Source organism: Streptomyces atriruber, from assembly GCF_001418325.1.
Classification (GTDB): domain Bacteria; phylum Actinomycetota; class Actinomycetes; order Streptomycetales; family Streptomycetaceae; genus Streptomyces; species Streptomyces atriruber.
In genome coordinates, this window is sequence record NZ_LIPN01000038.1 from 19,685 (window position 1) to 37,273 (window position 17,589).

The following is a 17,589-nucleotide window of genomic DNA, read 5'->3' on the forward strand; positions in this document are numbered from 1 at the left end:
GAACGTGTCAGAGCAGTTCGAGGAGCTTCTCGGTGAACTCGGCCGTGGTGCTGTCGCCGCCGAGGTCCGGGGTGCGCACGTCGGTCTTGGCGAGCACCGCGGCCATCGCGGCCGTGATCTCGTCGGCCGCCGCACGGTGCCCGAGGTGGTCGAGCATCATCGCCGCGGACCAGATCGCGCCGAGGGGGTTGGCGATACCGCGGCCCGCGATGTCGGGGGCGGAGCCGTGGACCGGCTCGAACATCGAAGGGAACTCGCGCTCCGGATTGAGGTTGGCGGCCGGGGCGATGCCGATGGAACCCGCGACGGCGGCGGCCAGGTCGCTGAGGATGTCGCCGAAGAGGTTGGAGGCGACCACGACGTCGAAGCGGGCCGGGTCGAGGACGAACTTCGCGGCCAGCGCGTCGATGTGCTCCTGGTCCCACACCACCCCCGGGTGGTCCGCGCCCCGCTCGGCGACCAACTCGTCCCAGAACGGCATGGTGTGCACGATGCCGTTCGACTTGGTGGCCGAGGTGAGCCTGCCGCCGCGCCGCGCGGCCAGGCCGAAGGCGTGGTCGAGGACGCGGGTGACTCCCGCGCGGGTGAACACGGCCTCCTGGACGGCCATTTCCTCGGCGAAGCCCCGGTTGAGGCGGCCGCCGATCTCGCTGTACTCACCCTCGACGTTCTCGCGTACGACGACGAAGTCGACGTCCCCCGGCGCGGCGGCCCGCAGCGGGCTCTCGACTCCCTCGAAGACGCGGATCGGCCGCACATTGACGTACTGGCGAAAGCCCCGCCTGATCGGGATCAGCAGCCCCCACAGCGAGACGTGGTCGGGCACGCCCGGGTAGCCGACCGCGCCGAGCAGGATGGCGTCCTTGTCCCGCAACAGGTCGAGCCCGTCCTCGGGCATCATCGCGCCCTCGCGGGCATAGCGCTCGCAGGACCAGTCGTACGTCGTGTACGTGCAGGCGAAGCCGTGGCGGGCGCCGACCGCGTCGACGACCTGCTGTGCGGGCGGCAGCACTTCGGCCCCGATGCCGTCACCGGGAATGAGTGCGATGTGGTGGTGGGTCATGCCCCTGATTGCAGCAATCGGGGCGTTCGACCGTCCAAGACGCTCTGCCGATCTGCCTTATAAGGGGTGCCTATGAGTGCAGCGGCTCTCCGTGCCCGACGGCGGCGAGTCCGCAGGCCAGGAACGTCCGGGCGGCAGGCGACTGCTCGGCCCTGCGGCTCACCAGCGCGATCCGCAGCGTCGTCCGCGGCTCGATGTCCAGGACCAGCGCACCGGCCCGCTCGGCGGTCGTGCGCCAGGATTCGGTGACGACGGCGAGCCCGACCCCCGCGAGCACCAGCGGCAGGATCGCCACCCGGTGTTCGGTTTCCGCCGCGATCGTGAAGTCGATGCCCCGCTCGCGCAGCCCGTCGACGTACGCGCGCATTCCGGTGCCCCGCTGCCCGACGATCAGCCGTTGGCCCGCCAGCTCCTCGCGGGCCAACGACCGGCCGGCCGGGAAGGGTCCGTCGGGCGGAGTGACCAGCACGAAGCGCTGCTCGCCGACGTCATGCGGGACCACCTCTTTGTCGGCGACGGGACCGGACGTCGCGAGGAGACCCAGCTCGGCGGCGCCCGTGCGCACCATGTCGATGACGTCGCGCGAGGTGAACGCCGCCCGGATGTTCACCGACACGCCGGGGTAGCGGTCGCTGAACCCGCGCACCATCGTGGTCAGCGGTTCCACCGCCTGGGAGGGCATGGCGGCGATGTCCAGCCGTCCCTCGCGCAGTTCGTGCACCGCGGCGACGCTGGCGCGGGCCGTCGCCAGGCTGCGTACGGCCGCCCGCGCGGGATCGATCAGCGCCGTGCCCGCCTCGGTGAGCACGGCCCGGCGGCCGATGCGGTGGAACAGGCTGCTGCCGAGGTCCCGTTCCAGGGCCCGCACCGCCTGGGACAGCGACGGCTGTGAGAGGTAGAGGGCCGACGCCGCCCGGTTGAAACCCCCGTGATCGACGATCGCGAGGAAGTACTCCAGCTGACGAACATCCATGCGCCCATCCTCGCGCCGGTGTCACTGCCGCACCGCCACGAGGGCAGTACGAGCGCCCCCGCCGGTCGGGGGTCAGTCCCGGTCGACGTGTTCCCGGAGGATCTTGCGGTGGGTCGCGTCGATGTCGAAGGTCGTCTTGTTCCAGTCGTCGGTCGTGACGACGTCGACGGACCACAGCACCTTGGCGCCGTTGTCGGAGTCGTCGAGCTCGACGGAGGTGACCGTGCCCTTGGTCTTGTCCGTGGCGGTCTGCGCGGCCTGCTGCGGTGTCACGGTCGCCTTCTTCAGCAGGTCCGCCAGCTCGCGCCTGTCGTCCTGGTCCTGGTCCGTGTCGGCCTGCGGCTGACCGGCCTTGCCCGTGACCGCGTCGACGTGGACGGTGTGGGCGGCGCCGTCCGCGGTCGCCACCTCGGCCTCCCAGGTCGGCTTGTCCGGTGTGCCGTCGAGCTCGATGGAGACCGGCTTCGACTTGTCGACCGTCGCCACCGCGGCGTCCAGCGCCTTGTCGTAACCGACCTCGGCCTTGGGGACGAGCGCCTGCCGCTCCCGCTGGTCGTCGGTGAGGGTGCTCCCGTCGGTCGGGGACGGGGACGCCGCCCGTCCGGCCGTGGACGCGCCGGTCTTCGCGGCGTCGCCGTCGTCGCTGCCGCAGCCCGTGAGCAGGGCTCCGGCCACGGCAGCGACACAGATCAGACCGGCGCCCCGCGAGATCGTGAGGCGTCCGCGCCTGGCTGCACTTTCATTCCTTTTTGTGACCATACGGATACGTTAGGCCACATACGCGTCCAGTACCCGAGGAGACGCGTTCATCGGCCCCGCACGGCCCTCACACGACCGCCCCCGTTCCCCGCTCCCTCCTCCTGCGCGCCTCCAGGGGGCTGCACCCGTCGGGCACCTCACCGGAGCGGCCCGAGCCGCCCGACCTGCCCGATCGCGAGGGCGGCGGCGCCGGATTGCGGTGTTCGAGCGCGACAGCGATCGGGACGGCCGTGAAGACGGTCGAGGCCATGCCGACCAGGACCCCGGCGATCAGCGCCAGCGAGAAGTCCGCGAGCGAGTCGCCGCCGAGCACCGCGAGGGCGGTCAGGATGAACAGCGCGCCCATGCCCGTGTTCACGGTCCGCGGCAGCGTCTGGACGACGGCGTGGTTGGCGGTGGCCGCCAGGTCGCCGCGCGGATTCCTGCGGCGCACCTCGCGCACGCGGTCGAAGACGACCACCGTGTCGTTGACCGAGTAGCCGATCACGGTGAGCAGGGCGGCGAGGAAGACGCTGTCGACGGGCTTGCCGAGCCAGGCGAACAGACCCACCACGAGCAGCACGTCGTGCACCATCGCCGACACGGCCGCCGCCGCGAGGGTCCAGCGGAAGCGCACGCTCAGATAGATCAGCTGGGCGGCGACGGCGATGCCGAGGGCGATGAGCGCCTTCTGGCGCAACTCGTTGCCGAGGCTCGGCCCGATCATCTCGTCGCGCTCGACGGTGACCGTGCCGCCGGGCCCCTCAAGAGCCGTCTTGACCTCCTGCTGTTCGGCGTCGGTCAGCCGTTCCGTGCGCACGGTGATGTCACCGTCCCCGGACTCCTGCACCACCGCGCGCGGGAAGCCCGCGTCGGCCACGGCGCCGCGGGCGGTGTCGGCGTCGACGGGTTTGCTGGTGCTGTACTCGACGAGGCGGCCGCCGGTGAACTCGACGCCGAACTCCAGACCGCGCAGCGCGATGCCCGCGATGGCCACGGCGACCAGCAGGCCGCTGGCGCCGAGCCAGCGGCGCCGGTGACGCACCAGGTTCGGCTTGCGGCGGGCCAGCCAGGTGCGGACGCGGCCCGTGGCGGCGATGCCCGTCAGGCCGGGCCGCTTGCGCACCAAGCCGCGGCCCACCGCGAAGTCGGCGAGGACGCGGGTGATGACCAGCGCGGTGACCATCGAGGCGAGGACGCCGATGGACAGGGTGATGCCGAATCCCTTGACCGGTCCGGTGGCGAAGAAGAACAGCAGTCCGGCGGCGAGCAGCGTCGTCACGTTCGAGTCGACGACCGCGCTCCACGCCTTCGCGAACCCGGTGCGGACGGGCTTCGCCAGGTCCGTGGACCTGCCGCCGAGGTACTCCTCCCGCGCGCGTTCGAAGACGAGCACGTTGGCGTCGACGGCCATGCCGATGGCCAGGACGAACCCGGCGAGCCCGGGCAGCGTGAGCGTCGCGCCGAGCGCGACCAGGGCGGCGTACGAGATCAGGCCGTACAGCGCCAGGGCGAAGGAGGCGAGCGCGCCCAAGAGCCGGTAGACGACGGTGATGAACAGCGCGGTCAGGGCGATGCCGATGATGGCGGCCGTGGTGCTCGCCTCGATGGCGTCGGCGCCGAGCGTCGGGCCGACGGTGCGCTGCTCGACGACGTCGACGGGCACCGGCAGCGCGCCGCCCTTGACGAGTGCGGCGAGGTCGCGGGCCTCGGTCTGGTCGAAGTCGCCGGTGATCTGGGTGCTGCCGCCGGTGATGCCGGTCTTGCAGACCACGCCCTGGTTGACGCCCGGCGCCGAGATGATCTTGTCGTCGAGGGTGATGGCGACGCGCCGTTCGGGGGAGTTCTGCGGCGCGCAGGCCGCGTCGCCGGTGATCCGCGCCCAGGTGTCGCCCGCCTCCTTGCGGAAGTCCAGGGAGACGATCCAGCCGGCGAGGGACTGCTGGTCGAGCGTCGCCTCGGCGTCCTTGACGCCCTGGCCGGTCAGCGCGGTGGGGCCGAGCGTGAGGTGGTTGCCCGGCCGCTCGGGGTCGGGCAGGGTCCGCGAGCCGTCGGCGGCGGGCTTCGTTGTGCCCTTCACGGCCGACTCCCCCGTCACGGGGTGGACGGTCAGCTGGGCGGTGCGGCCGATGACCTCGGCCGCCTTGCGCGGATCCTGGACGCCGGGGAGTTCGACGATGATGCGCTTCTCGCCGGAGCGTGCGATGCCGGGTTCGGACACGCCGAGCGCGTCGACGCGCTGCCGCAGGACTTCCAGGGCGCGGTCGGTGGACGCGGCGTCCGCCTTGGTGGTGGGTGAGTCCTTGGTCTCCAGGACGATCTGCGTGCCGCCCCGCAGATCGAGACCGAGGCGAGCGGATTGGGTGAGGGCGATGTAGAGGGAAAGAGCGACGGCCGCGAGCGCGACGATCGCCCGCCACAAGGGCGCGCGGGACATGGGTTCTCCACGATGAGGGCAGGACGGAAGGACACGTGACCGGGCGCCGCGAACGCGGTGCGCCAGGTCAGGCGTCGGGAAGGGTCTGCGTGCTCATCGGTGGGGCGGGCCGCGCGGGGCGGCTGCCGCGCGGGGCCGCCGCGGCGGTGCGGGCGTGGTGGCGGGGCGGGCGTCGGGCCCGCCCCGGGCGCGGTGCGGCGCCGTGTCGACGGCCGTGCGCGGCGGTCCGGCCGGTTGTGGCCCGGGGATGTGGGCATCGGGCCGGTGCGCGACGGCGACGTGCAGCGCCGGGACGTCGTGCGGTCCGGCCTGCTTCTGCGCATGCGCCGCGGCGGTGTGGTGGGTGAGCGGTGCGTCGGCCGGTGTTCCGTACGCCGCGGCGGTGGGGACGAAGAGGGCGAGCACGGTGACGACGAGGGAGACCGCGGACGCGGCCAGGCGCGCGGAACGGCTCTGCTGCGACACGCGTGCCCCCGTCCCCTCGGCTCTGTGCTCCCCGGGTGCGCACGGCGTGGCCCCGCCCTGCTCAACGTACGGGACGCAGCGGTTCGTTCCGCTCCGTGTCCGGAACATCAGGACGGCACATCAGTACGGCACATCAGGTGCCGTACTCCACCAAGCTGGTGGGCACCACGATCTGGCGCGCTTCCCCGGTCGTGGCCCGGCCGCCCGCGGCCCCGCTGCCCCTGTCGTGCAGGCGGTCGTTGAGGAGGCGGCCCGCCGCGCGGCCGAGTTCGTCGCTGTCGTACGCGACGAGCGTGAGCGGCAGGCCGAGCGCGTCGGCCAGTTCGAAGTCGTCGAACCCGGCGAGGGCGACGCCCGCACCATCGACGCGCACCCCACCCGCGCCCCGCACGCCCACGCCCTTCGGGCCCACGTCCCGCAGCGCGCGGAACGCCCCTATCGTGTTGCGGTTGTTGGAACAGAACAGCGCGGTCGGCGGGTCGGGCAGCGCGAGGAGTTCGGCGGCGGCACGCGTGGCCTGGCGCGGTTCCGTCTGGCCCTGACGTACGAGGCGTGCGTCGACGGTGAGGCCCGCGGAGGTCAGGGCCGCCGCGTAGCCGCGGAGCCGTTCGGTGCCGGTGTGGACGGCGGGCGGTGAGCCGAGGAAGCCGATGCGCCGGTGGCCGCGCTCCAGGAGGCGGGCCGTCGCGTCGCGGGCGCCGCCGAAGTCGTCGACCAGGACGCAGTCCGCCGCGAAGCCCTCGGGCGGGCGGCTGGCGAGGACGACCGGCACGCCGCCGTCCACCGCCGCGGCGAGATGGCGCTGGTCGGCGCCGGCGGGGACCGCGATGATGCCGTCGACGCGGCGGGCCACAAGGTCGGCCACCAGTTCCCGCTCGGCGTCGAGGTCCTGCCCGGTGTTGCCGATGACCGTCTTCAGACCGTGCTCGGCGACCACCGAGTCGACGCCGAGGGCGAGGCGTGAGTAGAAGGGGTTGGCGAGGTTGGTGACGACGAGGCCGACGAGGCCGGTGCCGCGGCCCAGCCTGAGACTACGGGCGACCTCGTTGGGGCGGTAGCCGAGGGCGGTGGCCGCGGCCCGTACCCGCTCACGGGTGGCGGGCAGGACCTGCGGGTCGTCGCGCAGCACCCGGGAGGCGGTCATCGCACTGACTCCGGCGCGCTCGGCCACGTCCCGCAAGGTGGGCTGAGCACTCTTGGGATCGCGCGGCGGCCGACCACTGTGCGAGTCGTGCGGTGACCGACCGCTCTGCGGGTCGTGCGGTCCGGGCATGGTGCGGACGTCCTTCCGTTCCGTTCGGCGCGCCGCCTCGGCGCGGCGGTTCAGGACACGGCGGCCGCGTGCGCCGCGGCTCCGACGAGCGCCGCGTCCTCGCCGAGCCCGGCGGGACGCAGCGTGACGGGAGTATCCCGCAGCCCGGCGCGCAGCGCGGGGCGCAGCAGGTCCCACGAGGCGGCCATCGCGCCACCGACGACGAGAACGTCCGCCTCGAAGTCGCGCAGGTGCGGGGCGAGCACCGCGCCGAGGGTCGTGAAGGCCTCGTCGAGCACCCGCCGCGCACGCCGCTCCCCCGCCCGCGCCCGGTCCGCGACCTCGCTCACGTCCAGGTTCAGGGCCACGTCCGGGGACGCGTCCGCACCGGCGTACCGCGCCAGGATCGCCCGCCTGGACACGGACTCCTCCAGTGGCCTGCCGCCCGCCTCGACGAGGTCGACGCGGCCCTGCGGCGGCACGCCGGGGCCTTCGTGCCGTACGCGACCGGCGACCATGAAGGCGGAGCCCACGCCCGTCCCGAGGGTGATGCCCACGCAGCGGTGCCGGCCGCGCGCCGCGCCCGCCCGCCACTCGCCGAGGAGGAAGGCGTGCGCGTCGTTGAGGAAGACCGCTTCCCCGGGGTGCGGCCACACCGCGTCGAGCAGCACTGCCCGTACGTCGATGCCGTACAGGTCGTCGAACTTGCCGACGCCCGCGAACCGGGCGATGCCCTTCTCGTGGTCGAAGGGGCCGGGGACCGCGACGCCCCACACCTGTCCGGCAGGCGCGTCCAGTTCACCGGCGCAGCGGACGAGTGCGCCGAGGACGTGTTCGGCGGTGCCCCGGGCGCGGACCGGTTGCCGCACCCTGCGCAGAACGGTCGCGGTGCCGGGGTCCGCCAGGGCCGCGGTGACGTGGGTGCCGCCGAGTTCGAGGACGGGCCTGCCCCGGCCCTGCGTTGTCATGTGCGAACCAACGCCTTGACGACTCTGACCGGGGACTCGCCGACCGCCGTGAGCCGGTAGGGGCCGACGGCCGCGGGCACCGTCAGCGTCTCCGCGCGGAAGAGCACGTGCCGCTCCCCCGCCGCCGTGTGCAGCACGACGCCCTCGCCCTCCACCGCGTTGAGGACGTGGAAGCGGCCTGCCGTGTCGTCGTCGACCGCGGCGCCCGCGTCGAGGGTGTGGCGCCGCACCTCGTAGAACATCTCGTCCAGCGCGCCAAGGAGCTCCTCGCACCAGCCCGGACCCGCGCGCAGCGTGCGCGGTTCCTGGACCAGGTCCCGGGCGACGGCGTCCCCCCGGCGTCCGGTCTCCAGGTTGGCGAGGCCGTGCTCGTAGGGGAGTTGGCGGGGGCGGCCGTCCGCGTCGGGGCGCAGCCAGTCGTAGAAGCGCAGGGAGTAGAGGTAGGGGGTGGCGCTGATCTCCAGGACGACGTTTCCGGCGCCGGAGGCGTGCGGGGTGCCCGCGGGGATCATGAAGAGGCGGCCCTGTTCGGCGGGGAACGTCAGGACGTGGTCCTCGGGGTCCATCGGGACCCCGTCGTGCGCGGCCTCCTCGATCTCCTTCCGGAAGAGCTCCAGGTCGATGTCCTCGCGCAGGCCGAGGAAGACGCGGCCCCCCGGGCCGCCCAGGGCCATGTAGTACGTCTCGTGCTGGGTGTAGGACCAGCCGAACCGCTCCTTCATGTACTCCGCCTTGGGGTGGCAGTGCACGGAGAGGTTGCCGCCGTCCAGAGTGTCGAGGTAGTCGAAGCGGATCGGGAAGGAGGTGCCGAAGCGGGCGGCCACCTGCGGGCCGAGCACGGCTTCGGGATGCAGGACGCAGAGCAACTGGAAGGGTATTTCGGCCTGTTGGCCGGGGTGCGGGCCGATGAGGACGCCCGCCTCCGGGGCGATGAGTTCGTATCCGAGGGCGGTGTTGCGTGCCGCGGCGTCGAAGCCGAGGCGGCGTTGGGCCCAGCGCCCGCCCCAGGGCGTCGAGTTGAAGTAGGGGCGGGTCCGCACGGGCCTGCGGGTCAGGTCGGTGAGGGTGGCCCGCAGCCCGGCGCCGTCGATGTACGTGGGCCGTTCGGGGTCCTGTACGTCGAGCCAGGCGTCCAGCTGAGGGGCCAGGCCGTCCCGGTGCCGGTCCAGTACCGGCCAGTCGATGTAGAAGAGCCTCCTCAAACCCCCGTTCTCGGCGGGTAGCCCGAGGTTGCGGCCCGTGCCCGCGGTGATCGCCGCCTCGGCGTGGCGTTTGGGCAGGTCGGCGTACCAGAGCAGGTCGTGCGGCAGGAGCGAGGCGCCTGGACCGTGGACGAGGAGCACTTCGCGGCCCTGCGGCGGCGTCGGCCGCGGTAGGTCGTCGAAGAGGTCGCGCAGGGGCGTCTCGGCGAGCTTGGCGTAGTAGGGGTCCTCGGTGCCCTCGGCGGATTCGGTGCGGCGGCGCACCTCGGCGGGCGGGGCGTGGTGGGCGCGCAGGTCGAGGGTGCGCACGGTGGTGCCGCGCGCGGTCAGCTCCTCGGTGAGCCGCGCGGCGAGGTCGCCCCAGGCCGCGGTCGGCGGGCCGTCCACCGCGACGGTGGCGGGGCCCGGGGGCAGTTGCGCGGCGACGGCCTGCCAGCCGGTGGCGAGGACGGCCCCGGGCGCGGGGGCGTAGCGCGGGTCGAGCCGGTACACACGTTCTCCTTCGCGCGGGCGTACAAGGGCAACGCTCGGGGGCGGGTTTCCGGAATTTCAGGGACGTACGGAGGGGTCTGCGGCCGAGTCCGCGCCGGGGCGCTCGAAGAGCACGGCCGTGGTCCCGAGCGTCGGCATGTCGAGGGTCGTCTCGCCGGCCGTGCAGGTCAGTGGTTCGGCGGGGGTGCCGAGGAAGTCCGCCCGGCGTGCGGCGGTGACCGGGAAGAGGGTGCGGATACGGCAGGTCAGCGGCTGTTCCGCGAACGACTGGAGGCGCAGCAGGACGTGTCCCGGGCGCGGGGTACTGGCGCCGACGAGCCGGACGCGCGGATCGTCGATCTCGACGAACGCGTGGGCGCCGGCCCGGTCCGGCGCGCCGCCCGAGCTCCCCCGGGCTCGGACGGCGCGCATCGGGCGGCTCCAGGCGGCGGCTGTCTGTGGCCCGAGGCCGCCGGCACCGGAACCGCTGGCCAGGCTGTAGCGGAAGGTGAATTCGAAGCCCTGCTCGCTGGGGAAGTTGGTGTCCCACAGGTTGTTGTGGATCCAGGAGAAGACGGTGGCGGGCTCGTCGTGGCCCATCGTCTTCGGGAACGGCGCGTAGGGCAGGGCGATGTTGCCGAACTGCACGAGCGGCGCGTCCTGCGTGGACCAGGCCACCGTCAGGTCGTCGTCGCCCAGCGTCACCCAGCGGCGCACGGCCCGCATGTGGAGGGCGGAGCCCGGCACGACCGGCAGCCCGCTGCCCGTGGCGCCGCCCGAGGCCTCCATGCGGACGACCGGGTCGTCGAAGGCGAAGGGGAAGGCGAAGTAGGCGCTCTCCTTGCCCAGGCGGGCGTCCTTGTCGAGGCGGTTCTCGATGTCGAGCCGGGGCACGCCGTGCCGGAGGGTGAGCGTGGTGCGCAGCCGGTTGGCGCCTGCCGGACGGGTCTCGTAGGTGATCGATTCGGCGGTGGGCGTGGAGCGGCGGGCGATGAGCGCGGCGGGCGGCGGGACGGCGCGGGCCCCGAGGTGTTCGAGGCGGTCGGATGCCGTGGTGCGGCTGGAGTTGTGGTTGAAGGCGCCCGCGGTGGTGTAGCTGTCGTGGAGGTAGCCGTTGAAGCCGGTGATGGCGTCCTGGCGGACGAGTTCACGGCCGGTCCTCCTGTCGGTGATGGACGAGACGCAGGCGTGCGCGAGGTCGACGCGGACCGTGAAGTACTCGTTCTCCAGGAGGGTCGGTTCGGGATGTGCGAGGGCTCGTGCCGCGGTCTCGGCGGGGTCCTCGCGTTCGGTGCCGCCGGTCGGGTTCCAGCCGGTGGCGGCCTTCACCCTCGTGCTCTGCGACTCCTCGTGGCCTTCGGCGGCCGCGGCGAGGACGTCGAGGCGCACGGATCCGGCGGGCGGCACGTCGTCCACACGGACGAGGAGGAAGCGCCCCGCGTCGCGATGGTCGTCGTTGGTCTGCGGCTCTTCCTCGTGGGCCGGTCGGCGTCCGTCGCGGGCGTCGCGCACCGTCACCCGGCGCTCCAGCGGCACGGTGCTCTCCGGCAGGAAGAGGCGGACCACGTCGGTGCGGGGCCACGAGCAGGTGTTGACGACGTGGTACGTCGCCGCCGCGTCCGGCGCCGCGGCGAGCCGCTGTCCCAGGCGGGCGCTCGCACGCGCGAGGAGTGCGTTGCCGTCGTCGTGGGCGCGCATCGCCTGCCCGTACTTCCAGTGCCACTGGTGCTCCCCTGAGTGGCCGCCCTCGTCGCCGTGGGTCCACGGGTCGCCGGCGCCCCAGGTGTGCTCGTCGAAGAGCGACACCGCTTCGTAGACCCCGGCGGCGTCCCTGCTGTCGTCCTCGGCCCCCGTGGCGCCGAGGAGGGCGGCGAACGTGCCGATGGTCTGGGCGTCGGCGACCACGGACTGGGCGGTCCTGGCCAGGGACAGCGGGCGCGCCCCGGACCCGACCCCGTCGACCCACCAGTCGGTCCAGTCGCCCTCGAAGGTGCGGATCTCGCCGCCGAGCCTGGCCTCGGCGTCGGTGAAGAAGTCCTCGTTGCGGGAGAGCCGCAGCTGGGGGTAGGCCCAGGTGTCGTTCCAGCGGCGGACGGTGTCGGCGATGATGCGGCGGGGCGGCGCGTTGTCGCCGAACTTGCCCTGGACGCGCAGGTGGAGCACGTCCCACGGGTAGGGCTCGCGCTTGACCTCGGTGTGGTCCATGGCCCAGCCGAAGATGCCGCCGCGGTAGGGGTACGGGTTGGTGGCGAGGGAGGTCAGATAGGCGGGGAGCAGGTCGTCGACGTCGGCGTAGTCGGTGTCGAAGCCGAGCAGCGGGCCTTCCATGTAGGCGAGGCCGTGCGGGGTGTCGGTGACCCACACCAGGACGCTGTTGCCGCTGGGTGCGCGCCAGCGGAAGAGCCGGGGCAGTTTCTCGCCGCCGACCAGGTGGGGGACGGAGCGTCCGGCCCAGTTGTGCGCCACGGACAGGTACTTGACGCCCGCGGCGGCGAGGGCGTCGACGAGTCCGACGACCGCGCCCGGCACGTCGGTCTGCATGGCGGAGGTGAACTCGACGCCGTGTTCGTCGCGCACGGTGCGGGCGAGCCGCAGCAGTTCGTGCAACTCGTCCGTGGAGCAGGTCTCGGTGTGCAGGTTGAACGGCAGCGCGGTCAGCTCGATGCGGCCCTCGCGGACCCTGCGTACGAACTCCGCGACCTGCTCGGCCGGGCGGGCGTCGGCCCACTGCCGGAACGACCACAGCGACTCGACGCACCATCGGAACCGGGACTCGGCGGGCCAGTCGTCGGTGGCGCGGGTGAGTTCCAGGCAGGAGTCGAGGAAGGACAGGTGCTCGGCGAGGACCCGGCCCTGGGGGTCGGTGTAGCCGATGTCGAGGTGGGAGTGGTGCACCAGGTGCAGGGTCCAGCGGCGCTGCGGGGTGAGGCGCACGTCGATGCCGTCCCGCGACTCGGGGAGACCGACGGTGACGCGGGTCGCCGCGTCGACGGCGGGCAGCAGCAGCCGTATGGAACGGCCGGGCCCGGCGACGCACTCGCAGCGCAGGACGGCGCCGGAGTCCGTCCGTACGGCCAGCCCGTCCGGTACCGCGGTGCCGTTGACGGGCTCGACGCGCAGGGACTGCAGCAGCGTGCCGTCGTCCGCGTGGCGCAGGAGGGGTTCCCCGGTGAGCCGCAGGGCGGTGCCGTCCGCCAGTGTGCCCTCCGCGCTGACCACGTCGGCGCGCAGGCTCTCGCGGATGCGGTCGTTGTCCCAGTCGGTGGTGCGGACCAGAGCCCGTGTCGTCATGCGGTTCTCTCCCGGGGCAGGGGGCGTGTCGGGTCAGCGGGCGGATGCGGTGATGCCGCGCAGGAACAGGCCGCGGAACACCAGGAAGAGGAGGAGCGTCGGCACGGACACGATCAGCGCGCCGGCCAGGATGACGGGCGGTCCCGTCGAGGAGTAGGCGTTGTTGAGGGTGGTCAGGGCGGCCATGACGGGCTGCACGTCGGGGCTGCGGCTGAGGGTGATGCCGAGGAGGAGGTCGTTCCAGACGGCCGTGAACTGGAAGATGAAGGCCGCGCCGAGCCCCGCCTTCATCAGCGGCACGTGGATGCGCCAGAAGATCCGCACGAAGGACGCCCCGTCGATCAGCGCGGCCTCGGTCAACTCGGGTGACATGGTGGTCATCTGATTGCGGATCAGGAAGAAGGCGAAGGGCACGGCCCAGGCCGCGTACACGAGCATCAGGCCGATCCGCGTGTCGTACAGATTGGCGTCCGCGTACAGGCCGAAGAGCGGGGCGAGGAACATCTGCAGCGGGAACAGCGTGCCGGAGTAGATCAGCCAGAACCAGAACGCGGGCTTCGGGATGGGCAGGACGACGACGGCGAACGCCGCCATGGCCGCCACCAGGACGGCGACCAGGCCGCACACGACGGCGTAGAGCAGCGAGGCCTGGAAGCTGTCGCCGATGCCCGCCACGTCCCAGGCGGTCCGCACGTTGTCCCACAGGGCGAAGCCCTTGACGGTCCACCCGGGTCTGCCCGCGTACTCGGCCGCCGGGGTCAGGGCGTTGACCACCATCAGGTACAGCGGGATCAGCCAGAGCACCACGCATCCGGCGACGAAGACGTTGCGCACCGCGCGTCCCATGGCCCCTCCTCAGCTCTTCGCCGTGCCGGTCTCGGGCATCTGGTGGCGCAGGTACGTCCAGGACGAGGCGACGACGATCACCGAGAGGACGAGCGCGATCGCCGAGCCGTAGCCCACGTGGAACAGCCGGAACGTCTCGCGGTACATGCTCAGCGCGAGGGTCTCCGAGGAGCGGGACGGGCCGCCCTTGGTGAGGATCCAGATCATGTCGAACGCCTTGAGGCTGTTCACTATGGCCATGCCGACCACCACGACGGTCACGGCGCGCAGTTGGGGCAGGGTGATGTGCCGGAACATCCGCCAGCCGCTCGCGCCGTCCAGTTCGGCGGCCTCGACGGTCTCGCGCGGGATCGCGCGCAGGCCGATCGCGAAGAGGACGACGTTCAGGCCGGTGGCCTGCCAGGTGCTCGCGACGATCATCGCGAGGGTGTTCTGCGGCCATTCCAGGAGCCAGGTCTGCGCCCAGCCGTCCAGGCCGATGCCGCGCAGCACCTGGTTGACCGCGCCGTCGGACGTCAGCATGAAGTTCCACAGGACGGCGGTGGCGGCGCCCGAGATCGCGAAGGGCAGCACGATGATCAGCTGCGCGATGCCGCCGAACCGCATCCGGTGGGTGGCGACGGCGATGAGGAGTCCGGCGAGGACGGGCAGGAGCAGCGTGCCGACCACCCACAGCAGGGTGTTGAGGACCGACCGGCCGAAGATCGGGTCGTCGGCGAGCCGCGCATAGTTGTCGAATCCGGTGAAGCTGCTGGTGAAGCCGTTGTCCTCGAAGAAGCTTCCGTAGACGCTGCGGAAGAAGGGATAGACGAGGAGCACACCGACGAAGGCGAGGGCGGGCAGCGCCCAGGGCATGGCGGCGAGGGGGCCGCCGAGCCTGCCGCCGCCCGCCTTCGCGGCCTGGTGCGGGGTGCGGGTGGGCACCTTGCGGCGCACGTGCACGGCCTTCGTCGCGCCGGGTGCGGGGGTCGCGGTTCCGGTCATGTCTCCTCCGCCTCCCGCCACACCTGCCAGGCGTCGTCGGCCCGGTCCTGCATGGTGCGCAGCGTCTTGCGGTACGAGGACGGGTTCAGCAGGAACCCGGCGAGGTCGTCCACGGTGGCCTCGACGAGTTCGGGCGGGCCCTGTTCCCAGAAGCGGTTGAGGAGCCACAGCTTGTCGCCGCGCACCTTCTCGGCGAGCTTGCCGATCACGGGGTTGGCGGGCTCGACCTCAGGGTTGGGGCAGCCGTCCTGGAGGCTGTGCGAGAACGCCTTCATGACGGCGGGGTGCAGCCAGGTCCCGGTGGCTCGCAGCGCCTCGGTGCGGTCGGGGCCCTTCACGGTGGCGACGAGGGCGCTGGACTCGAAGACGACGCTGGGGCGGGCCCGCGGATCGGCCATGGGGAGCACGAACGCGCCGAGGTTCTTGCCGGGCCTGCCGCCCGCGGCCGCGAGGGTGGAGCCGAGCCAGGTCCCGCAGGGCACCATGCCGACCTTGCCGTGCAGCATGGCGGCGGCCGCGTCGACGTGGTTCATGTCCATGGGGGTGAACCAGTCCTTGTCGAAGAACGACGCGATGGTGCGCAGCGCGCGTTCCGCCCGTGGGTCGGTGTAGCGCTCCCGGCCGTTCATCAAGTCCTGGTAGAACTGCGGGTCCTGGCGGCTGAGGACCTCCTGGAACCATATGAAGGAGGGCCAGCGCCCGTCGGCCGTGCCGTGCAGCGGGATGATGCCCGCCTCCTTCAGGCGGGCGCAGGCGGCGAGGAACTCGCCCCAGGTGGTGGGTGGCGCGAGGCGGTGCTCCCGGAAGACCTCCGGGTTGTAGTAGAGCACCCAGTACGCGAGGTTCATCGGCAGGCCGTAGACGCGCCGCCGGTAGGTGAAGGCCCCTCGGAGGGATGCGTCGGCCCAGCCCTTGGCGACGGCGGCGTCCCACTGCCGGGTCAGGTCGACGATGCCGCCGGTGCGGGCCAGGTCCTGCAACCGGTAGCCCGACCAGTACTTGAGCATGTCCGGGGTCCTGCGGGTCCGCAGCGAGGACTTGACGATCTGCTCGAACGACTCAAGGGACGGATTTACCTCGGGCACGAGGCGCAGCGCCGCCACCGTGTTCATGGCCGTGCCCGCGGCCGCCATCGGCTTCTCCCACGCCGCGCTGTCGCCGAGGACGGCGACCTTGCCCGCGGGCTGTCCCTCGGCGGAGCCGCAGGCGGTGGCGAGCGCGCCGGTCGCGACGGTCGCGGCGGCCAGGAGCAGGGTGCGGCGTTCGAGGCGCGGTGCAGGGCGTTCGAGGAGCGGGCCCGGCGCCAGGGGCGCTCTCGGCGAAGGGTGACGACTACCTGACATGGATGACTCCCTCAGGTGTGCCTCAGCCCGGTGTTAGCGTTAACACGGGGCGTCTTGGAGCTTCACCGCGGTTGCCTCGGATGTCAATGGGGCGCGAGCCGCTCCATTTCCCGGACGACGTACTGGGCGTGCGGCTTGATCTGCGGCAGAAGATCGTCCCAGCGCTCCTCCGCCGCGCCGAGGTAGACGGCACGGGCACGGCTCAGCACGGGCCGGTGCTCGGCGGGGAGGCGGTCGAGAACCCAGTCGGCCGCCGCGTCCTTGGACTTGATGTCGCCGGTCGCGAGCGTCGTCCAGATGCGGGCGAGGGTCAGCAGGACGTTGCGGGTGTCGGTGTCGAGCTCGGCGAGCAGCTCGGGGACGCCGGCGACCATCGCGCGGGTGACGTCCGCCGACGGGACCGGGTCGAGCACCTGGTCCGGTGCCGGACCCCGGAGAGCCGACCGGCCCCGCAGCACCATCGTGACCAGGAGCGCGAGGTCCGGGCTCGGTGCCGGCTCCGGAGTGCGGCCACGCAGGTACGCCTCGCGCAGCCACTCGCCGTACTGGAATTCGCAGCGGGGCGGATACGTCCAGGGGCGGATGTCGTCCTGGACGACGACGGTCAGCTCGACGGGACGCAGGGCCTCGCCCGGGGCACCGCCGCCGGAGAGGCCGAGCAGCCCGTCGGTCAGCGCCTGGCGCTGCCCGGCCGTGGTGCGCCGCCGTGCGACGACGAGCACGTCGATGTCGCTGTGCGGGCGCAGACCGCCGAGGACGGCCGAGCCGTGCAGGTAGACACCCACGATGTCGGCGTCGCCGAGCACATCACGAACCAGGCGGACCACGTCGTCGGTCTGCGTCATTCGCTGCTCCGTTCGTCTCACGTCGCCCGCATCGTAGACACCCGACGGGCCCGGCCGTCATCGGTCACCCAGTGGTGCGGGGTCAGAAGGGCTTGGTGGGCAGGTACTTGCCGTCCAGCGTGATCACCGCGCGCTCGCCGCCCTCGGGGTCGGCGACCTTCCGCACGTCCAGCCTGAAGTTGATCGCGCTGATGATGCCGTCCCCGAACTGCTCGTGGACCAGGGCCTTCAGCGTGGTGCCGTAGACCTGGAGCATCTCGTAGAAGCGGTAGATCGTCGGGTCGGTCGGGATGCCGCCGGGGATGGAGCCGCGGGTCGGAATCGTCTGCAGCAGGGTCACCGCGTCGTCGTCCAGGCCGAGCAGCTCGGCGACGGCCTTCGCGGCGGGCGCGGGCAGGGCGTGCTGGCCGAGCACCGCCGCGGTGACGAAGGCGACGGAGAGGCCCGCCGTGTCGGCGATCTGCTGCCAGGACAGGTCCTTGTGCACCTTGGCCTCGACGGCCTGGATCGCGAGGTTCTGGCGGGCGGTGGGGTCGAACTGGGCGTGGATCATGAGAAGGGGGTCCTTTCGGGTTCGGGTTCGGGTTCCGGGTCCGGGGCTTGGGGTTCGGGGTTCCGGGCCCGGGGCTTGGTGTTCGGGGCTCGGGACTCGGGGCTCGGGGCTCGGGGCTGGGGGCTTGGGGTTCGGGGTCCGGGGCTCGGGGCTCGGGG

General features: G+C 72.6%; 14 protein-coding genes. All 14 read right to left on the reverse strand.

Annotated elements, in window-relative coordinates; translation table 11 throughout:
* Window positions 1–7: 7 nt before the first annotated feature.
* A complete protein-coding gene (locus tag AOK03_RS04735; protein WP_055563875.1) occupies window positions 8–1,063 on the reverse strand; it encodes a tartrate dehydrogenase in 1,056 nt (351 codons plus the stop codon).
* 70 nt (window positions 1,064–1,133) lie between these two features.
* Window positions 1,134–2,036 (reverse strand): LysR family transcriptional regulator, encoded by a 903-nt coding sequence (locus AOK03_RS04740; protein WP_055563876.1) that lies wholly within the window; start codon window positions 2,034–2,036, stop codon window positions 1,134–1,136.
* Between the two features lie 72 nt (window positions 2,037–2,108).
* Window positions 2,109–2,711 (reverse strand): PepSY domain-containing protein, encoded by a 603-nt coding sequence (locus AOK03_RS04745; protein WP_244177480.1) that lies wholly within the window; start codon window positions 2,709–2,711, stop codon window positions 2,109–2,111.
* A gap of 151 nt (window positions 2,712–2,862) precedes the next feature.
* Window positions 2,863–5,211, reverse strand: coding sequence for a protein translocase subunit SecD (gene secD, locus AOK03_RS04750; protein WP_055563877.1), 2,349 nt, complete (start codon window positions 5,209–5,211; stop codon window positions 2,863–2,865).
* A gap of 93 nt (window positions 5,212–5,304) precedes the next feature.
* Window positions 5,305–5,676, reverse strand: coding sequence for a hypothetical protein (locus AOK03_RS04755; RefSeq protein WP_055563878.1), 372 nt, complete (start codon window positions 5,674–5,676; stop codon window positions 5,305–5,307).
* A gap of 133 nt (window positions 5,677–5,809) precedes the next feature.
* Window positions 5,810–6,856, reverse strand: coding sequence for a LacI family DNA-binding transcriptional regulator (locus tag AOK03_RS04760; RefSeq protein WP_055563879.1), 1,047 nt, complete (start codon window positions 6,854–6,856; stop codon window positions 5,810–5,812).
* 143 nt (window positions 6,857–6,999) lie between these two features.
* On the reverse strand, window positions 7,000–7,896 hold the full coding sequence (locus AOK03_RS04765; protein ID WP_055563880.1) for an ROK family protein: 897 nt from the start codon (window positions 7,894–7,896) through the stop codon (window positions 7,000–7,002).
* Window positions 7,893–9,590 (reverse strand): class I mannose-6-phosphate isomerase, encoded by a 1,698-nt coding sequence (locus tag AOK03_RS04770; protein ID WP_055563881.1) that lies wholly within the window; start codon window positions 9,588–9,590, stop codon window positions 7,893–7,895. Before AOK03_RS04770 ends, AOK03_RS04765 begins: the two co-directional genes overlap by 4 nt.
* Before the next feature lie 57 nt (window positions 9,591–9,647).
* A complete protein-coding gene (locus AOK03_RS04775; protein WP_055563882.1) occupies window positions 9,648–12,860 on the reverse strand; it encodes a glycoside hydrolase family 38 N-terminal domain-containing protein in 3,213 nt (1,070 codons plus the stop codon).
* A gap of 33 nt (window positions 12,861–12,893) precedes the next feature.
* The gene (locus AOK03_RS04780; RefSeq protein WP_055563883.1) at window positions 12,894–13,706 is read right to left on the reverse strand and encodes a carbohydrate ABC transporter permease; all 813 of its coding nucleotides are present in this window, start codon (window positions 13,704–13,706) and stop codon (window positions 12,894–12,896) included.
* A 9-nt stretch (window positions 13,707–13,715) separates the two neighbouring features.
* Window positions 13,716–14,690, reverse strand: a complete 975-nt coding sequence (locus tag AOK03_RS04785; RefSeq protein ID WP_055563884.1) for a carbohydrate ABC transporter permease — start codon at window positions 14,688–14,690, stop codon at window positions 13,716–13,718.
* Window positions 14,687–16,033, reverse strand: coding sequence for an ABC transporter substrate-binding protein (locus tag AOK03_RS04790; RefSeq protein ID WP_079074480.1), 1,347 nt, complete (start codon window positions 16,031–16,033; stop codon window positions 14,687–14,689). Before AOK03_RS04790 ends, AOK03_RS04785 begins: the two co-directional genes overlap by 4 nt.
* A gap of 83 nt (window positions 16,034–16,116) precedes the next feature.
* Window positions 16,117–16,878, reverse strand: coding sequence for an aminoglycoside adenylyltransferase family protein (locus AOK03_RS04795; protein WP_055563885.1), 762 nt, complete (start codon window positions 16,876–16,878; stop codon window positions 16,117–16,119).
* Between the two features lie 82 nt (window positions 16,879–16,960).
* Window positions 16,961–17,431, reverse strand: a complete 471-nt coding sequence (gene cynS / locus AOK03_RS04800; protein WP_055563886.1) for a cyanase — start codon at window positions 17,429–17,431, stop codon at window positions 16,961–16,963.
* Window positions 17,432–17,589: the final 158 nt, after the last annotated feature.

Excerpts from the sequence above, each read along its gene's own strand:
- AOK03_RS04735 (WP_055563875.1), bottom strand. The coding sequence starts at position 1,063 with ATGACCCACCACCACATCGCACTCATTCCCGGTGACGGCATCGGGGCC.
- AOK03_RS04740 (WP_055563876.1), bottom strand. The coding sequence starts at position 2,036 with ATGGATGTTCGTCAGCTGGAGTACTTCCTCGCGATCGTCGATCACGGG.
- secD (WP_055563877.1), bottom strand. The coding sequence starts at position 5,211 with ATGTCCCGCGCGCCCTTGTGGCGGGCGATCGTCGCGCTCGCGGCCGTC.
- AOK03_RS04765 (WP_055563880.1), bottom strand. The coding sequence starts at position 7,896 with ATGACAACGCAGGGCCGGGGCAGGCCCGTCCTCGAACTCGGCGGCACC.
- AOK03_RS04775 (WP_055563882.1), bottom strand. The coding sequence starts at position 12,860 with ATGACGACACGGGCTCTGGTCCGCACCACCGACTGGGACAACGACCGC.
- AOK03_RS04780 (WP_055563883.1), bottom strand. The coding sequence starts at position 13,706 with ATGGGACGCGCGGTGCGCAACGTCTTCGTCGCCGGATGCGTGGTGCTC.
- AOK03_RS04785 (WP_055563884.1), bottom strand. The coding sequence starts at position 14,690 with ATGACCGGAACCGCGACCCCCGCACCCGGCGCGACGAAGGCCGTGCAC.
- AOK03_RS04790 (WP_079074480.1), bottom strand. The coding sequence starts at position 16,033 with ATGTCAGGTAGTCGTCACCCTTCGCCGAGAGCGCCCCTGGCGCCGGGC.
- AOK03_RS04795 (WP_055563885.1), bottom strand. The coding sequence starts at position 16,878 with ATGACGCAGACCGACGACGTGGTCCGCCTGGTTCGTGATGTGCTCGGC.
- cynS (WP_055563886.1), bottom strand. The coding sequence starts at position 17,431 with ATGATCCACGCCCAGTTCGACCCCACCGCCCGCCAGAACCTCGCGATC.